This is a genomic window from Streptomyces sp. NPDC051555, assembly GCF_044454405.1.
GTDB lineage: Bacteria > Actinomycetota > Actinomycetes > Streptomycetales > Streptomycetaceae > Streptomyces.
The window spans coordinates 1-4671 of the sequence record NZ_JBITDP010000083.1 but is presented as its reverse complement, the minus strand read 5'-3'; the positions used below and the strand labels follow the sequence as shown (position 1 = coordinate 4671).

The window sequence follows — 4671 nt, the reverse complement described above, 5'->3', positions numbered from 1 at the left end:
AGGCCCGACAAGCCACCGATCAAATGACACCGATCAGGCGAGGGGTGGGGGAATTACGCGAAGTTCAGACGGGGGAATTACGCAATCGTCCACAGGGATCTCGCTTTGGCTTCGTTTCCGGCCCGCTGATCAGTGTCAACTCACCAGATCTTCTGGAGGCTCCACCCCAGCCGGTACCGCCACCCAGCACCCCCAGCCCGTCACCCGGTACGACTTATAGCCGCCGATGCGGGCGGCGATGGCGTCGTGCAGGTTGGCCGGCTTGCGATCCGCGGCCGGCGCGCTGTTGAACTCGGCGCCCCCGCGCCCCGGAGTTGCCGGAGCAGCCCGGTACAGGTCCGGGTCGGCCTCGACGGCGGCTTTGATCGCGGCGACGAGCTGCTCGCCGAACTTCGCATCGGCCGGGTCGAGCGGGGCGACGGCCTCGACGAACGCACGGGAGTTGAGCAGTCGATCGGCGCGGGCACCCTCGGCGCCGGCGGCCTTGTACGCGGCGAGCTCGACCTGCGCGGTGCGGAGCTGCGAGGCGGCGTCGGCGAGCTGGGTGTCGCGGTCGGCGACCGCCGCGGCGAGCTTGGCCGGGCCTTGCTCGCCAGCCTCACCATCGGGATTCATGGCCTTGTTCACCGCGTCGAGGGCCGCGCGAAGCTGGTCGCGCTCGGTGGCGGCGTCCTCGGCACGCTGCTGCGCGTCGGTGAGCTCCTGCGCTGCGGCCAGGTCCGCGGCCGGCGGCGGGGTGGTGCTGGCCGGATCGGTGGCCGGGTCACCGGCCGGCGCTGGCGGGGTGGGCGGGTCGCCGCCCTCGCCGGAGCCGCCCAGGATCGGCCAAAACACGCGGCCGGTGCGGGGGGAGACGTAGAGGGCGCGCTGTCCGGTGCGCGGGTGGGTAGGCAGTGTGTCGACGCGGCGTGCGGGCATGGCTGGTCGGCCCTCCGGGCTGTATGCGGGCATGAAAACGGGCCCTGCCGGATCGGCGGGCCCGAAGCGAGAAACTGTCTGAACCTACGGTTGGTTGGTCCTGCGGATCTCGGTAGTCACTGAGTGCAGGTGGGTTGCGGCTGGCCTGGTTGGGCGTGGTCAGGTGGAGCATGGGCCGGACCCCGCGGGGTCCGGCCCATGCCAGGCTCACGCCGCCGGCGTCGGGTCCTGTAGGTCGGTGATGACGAGGTCGGAGGCCCTGACCGTGTAGAGGACTTCCTGGCTGGTGCCGCCGTCGTAGGTCTCGGTGACGATCACGGAGAAGCTCTCCGCGGTGTCGACGCCAGCACGCACCGTCCAGCCGCTCGGGACGTTCTGCGCCCGGAAGACGGGGTCCGCGTCATGCTTGCTGGCCCAGTCCGTGAGCTTCGCGTCGAGTTCAGACGTGAGGTAAACGGCCCGGACTTCCGCCGGGGTCTTGCCGTCGGCGCTCTCTCCGCGAATCGCATCCCTGTACGCAGCGAAGAAGGCGTTGACCTGGAACTCGCCGCGCGTCGATGCGGCAGCCGCGGAGAGGTGGGCGGTGTGGCCAGCGGCCTGTGCAGGCATGGCGAGTAGGCCGGGGCCGGCCAGGAGCGCACCGGTGACGGCCATGGTGAGAATGAACGTGCGAGGGGTACTCATGGGGGCAGCGCACCATGCAGAAACGATCATGCCCTACGACATCCCCGCGCGCGTCGCCTACGCATCGGAGCACATCCTGAATGCGCCCCCTGACACAGTGGGCCGACGCTGCCGGTCAGATGAGTTCCACTCCGTTGCCTGACAGCGTGCGGGAGGCTTAGGTTCGCTGGCAAGGAAGCCGAAACGACTGGGTTCGCTGTCAAACGCCTCGATTGGATGACAAAGGACAGAAGGGCTCGCCCGGTCCCGCAGAACAACGTAGGGAAGGTTGAGCAATCTCACCGAAGGTTGCTGACCCGCCAGGTTGTCTCACCGGCGGCTGACACATGGGACCTATTGGAGGCATCAGACCCGCCGCCGCGTGTGGTCGGCGCGGGGCGGGCCTGGCCGTGGTCCTGGGCAGTTACCGCTTGGGAGCGACCATGCGGGTGCCGGTCCAGTGCTCGGCGACGTTGATGGCCTTGATCTGGGAGAGGCCGACGGTTTGTGATGCCTCGCTGATTTGGCTGGGTTCGATGTATCCGTCTCGTCCGGTCTTCGGGGTGAGGAGCCAGATGTCGCCGTCTTCGAGCATTGCGACGGCGTTTACCAGGGCATCGGTGAGGTCACCGTCATCCGCACGGAACCACAGGAGGACGGCGTCGGCGACGTCGTCGTATTCCTCGTCGACCAAGTCCTGGCCGATGATCTCCTCGATGGCCTCGCGGAGTTCCTGATCAACGTCGTCGTCGTAGCCGATCTCCTGGACGACCTGTCCGGGCTGGTAGCCCAGCCGGGCCGCAGGGCTGGTCCGCTCTTCTGTGGTCATCGCTTCCTCCAGCATCACTGGACACGCGTATCGCATCCCTGCTGTAGCCAACCAGACACTCAGAGTGCTCGCGAGTGATTCATTCGGGTTGAGGCACCACTGCTGAAAACGTGCTCGGGCGAGCTCAAGAATCAGTGAGATCGCTCAACCTTTGCTGCGAGAGGACAGCCTGCCCGATGTCGGGCTTCTCCGACTCCCGGCAAGGGGCACCGACGAAAGTCCTTGACCTGCGGCTTCGGAGCCCTCAGCGACGTCGGGTTCCCGGCTTGGCTAGATTTCGTTCCCGGTTTATCGCAGGGGCCGCATGACAACGTCAACGGAAGGACCGCGACGTCGAATGGCAGCAACCAGGTCGCGCAGCTCCGCGTTCTCAGGGTGTGCGGCAAGCAAGCGGGCGTCGTCGACGATCAGGTAGTACATAGCGCTTGCATGCCACGGGCGCAACGAGAAACGCCGCTTCTTCCTTTCCGATTCACGGCTTTCGATCTCGCTCACAACACGGTTCAACACGTTCACGCACACGCGGACGCTTGCATCGTGTGGCAGCGTCTTGCCGGTTGCGAGGCGTCCGACCCATGCTGTCGCCGCCGAGCTGTCCGTGTGTCCGATCTTCAGCTCCATGAATGTCATCCTCTCGAGACCCTGCTGTCCCGTCTCACTTGATGTTGCCGGCGATCAGTTCAGGAAGCGGGACAGAATGATCGTCCAGCTGCCGTCCAGGAGGATCAACACCACCAGGGCAATCGCTGCCGCAGCGTTGACCGTCCAGGTGTCCAACCTGTCTCGCCCCGTGCGCTCTCCCCACCAGCCGAGTAGGGCAAGCACGGGTACCCCGAGAGCGAGAATGCCGCCCGCCGCAAGCCATGTACCTGCAGACGCCTGGGCGATGACTTCCCCACGAAAGAAGGCGAGCGCTGCCGGGATGCCCAGACCGGTGACGGCGGCGACGGCGAGCATCGAAGGCAGTTCCCGGACGAGTTCTCCGCGCCATGGGTCGTTGGCTGCTGTGGTCATAGAGCGACCGTATCGACGAAAGGGGCCAGGCAGCCATCCGTATCCGTACTCATCAGCGATCAGGATCAGGGTGTCTCACCCGATCTTCGGCTCACCCTCGACCGGGCCGGTCTGGTAGCCCTGCTCCCCGATCTCGGTGTCGTAGGACCTCCTCTGCCGCAGAACCTCGACACCCCTCACCCTGACGGTGCCCGGTGCCGGCGCGTCCGGACAAGCGCCCGAAGAGCCCGCCACATGGCGCGGACCACCCGCCACAGGGCGACCGACGCGCAGTAGACCGCGGCCATACTCGCGCCCAGTCGCACCCCGCCCTCCACACACTCCGGCATGTGCAGGTATCCGATGGTCAGCGACGTCCCGATCAGGCTCAGGGCGGCCACCATCATGACGCTGCTGTGCCCGATCACTCCCCAGGTGCGCCTCAGCTCCGCCAAGGCCTCCGGGTGAACCTCCCGCCACCGCAGGGGCTCCTGTTGTACCTGTTCACCTTGCATGTCGTCCTCCCGTTGAGTCGTCGATCGGTCCGGCTGTGTCCGTGCTGTTCAGGACCACCCGGGCGTGACGCAGTCCTTGGCCCAGTTCTTCCAGCTCCCGTGCCGCTTCCTCCACGGCGGCCAGGGGCAGCAGTCCCTCCGGTAGGTCGGCGGGCTCGTTGGCCGGCATCCGCAGGGGGCGTTCGTCGCAGATCGCCGATTCGACGGCCGCCTCCAGGCGCTCGACCTCGACGGCTTGGTCGACGAGAAGTGCCAACGACTCTCCGTAGCCAAACAGGAGTTCACGGGCCTGCTCGTCGTGCTCGGCGAGGGGAACCAGGCCGGCGGCATCCCACAGGAGCCGGTGGAGCATCGCGGCCGCGCGGGCTAGCTCAGACCTCCCGCTGTTCCGGGCGAGAGCGCGCAGCCGCTGTTCGTAGGCGACGAGCCGGAAGAAGACCGTGGCGTGCATCTGGCCGTCGGTCACGGTCCGGATCCGGTGGCGGGTGGCTCGCCGGACGGCCACCGGGATGCCTTGGGCCACGGCGGCGCCGAACACCCCGGCCGCAAGCAGGCCAAGCACACCCGGAAGGGCGGTGGTCGCGGGCCCCAGAGCGGCGAGCGCGGCGGCGGCAAACACGACGGCGCGCCCGGCCGGGACGGGCTGGGGGAGATCGAGGTTGGGTGTAGCTCGATTGCAGGGAACCGCTGAGCTGGGAGAACGCTGCTTGGGGGTGCGCGGGGTAGTCGTCCTTCTACTGTGGCGGGTGGAGT

The 4671-nt window shown here is 67.4% G+C and carries 7 protein-coding genes; all 7 read right to left on the bottom strand.

All coding sequences use genetic code 11. The features are described from left to right. Window positions 1–135: 135 nt before the first annotated feature. The 7 genes from ACIBEA_RS44190 to ACIBEA_RS44160 all read right to left on the bottom strand — a co-directional run bounded on the left by ACIBEA_RS44190 (window position 136) and on the right by ACIBEA_RS44160 (window position 4480). On the bottom strand, window positions 136–918 hold the full coding sequence (locus ACIBEA_RS44190; protein WP_399270172.1) for a hypothetical protein: 783 nt from the start codon (window positions 916–918) through the stop codon (window positions 136–138). A 207-nt stretch (window positions 919–1125) separates the two neighbouring features. Further along, window positions 1126–1572 (bottom strand): hypothetical protein, encoded by a 447-nt coding sequence (locus ACIBEA_RS44185; RefSeq protein ID WP_399270170.1) that lies wholly within the window; start codon window positions 1570–1572, stop codon window positions 1126–1128. Between the two features lie 433 nt (window positions 1573–2005). Then, entirely contained in the window at window positions 2006–2410 is a 405-nt protein-coding gene (locus tag ACIBEA_RS44180) for a DUF3052 domain-containing protein (protein WP_399270168.1), read from the bottom strand. A gap of 288 nt (window positions 2411–2698) precedes the next feature. Next, complete coding sequence (locus ACIBEA_RS44175) at window positions 2699–3031, bottom strand: hypothetical protein (RefSeq protein ID WP_399270166.1); 333 nt, start codon at window positions 3029–3031, stop codon at window positions 2699–2701. Between the two features lie 54 nt (window positions 3032–3085). After that, window positions 3086–3424, bottom strand: coding sequence for a hypothetical protein (locus tag ACIBEA_RS44170; protein WP_399270164.1), 339 nt, complete (start codon window positions 3422–3424; stop codon window positions 3086–3088). A 176-nt stretch (window positions 3425–3600) separates the two neighbouring features. Beyond that, the gene (locus ACIBEA_RS44165) at window positions 3601–3918 is read right to left on the bottom strand and encodes a hypothetical protein (protein ID WP_399270162.1); all 318 of its coding nucleotides are present in this window, start codon (window positions 3916–3918) and stop codon (window positions 3601–3603) included. Next, window positions 3908–4480: a hypothetical protein gene (locus ACIBEA_RS44160; RefSeq protein ID WP_399270160.1), complete on the bottom strand. Its 573-nt coding sequence runs from the start codon at window positions 4478–4480 to the stop codon at window positions 3908–3910. The genes ACIBEA_RS44165 and ACIBEA_RS44160 overlap by 11 nt, the downstream gene beginning before the upstream one ends. Window positions 4481–4671: the final 191 nt, after the last annotated feature.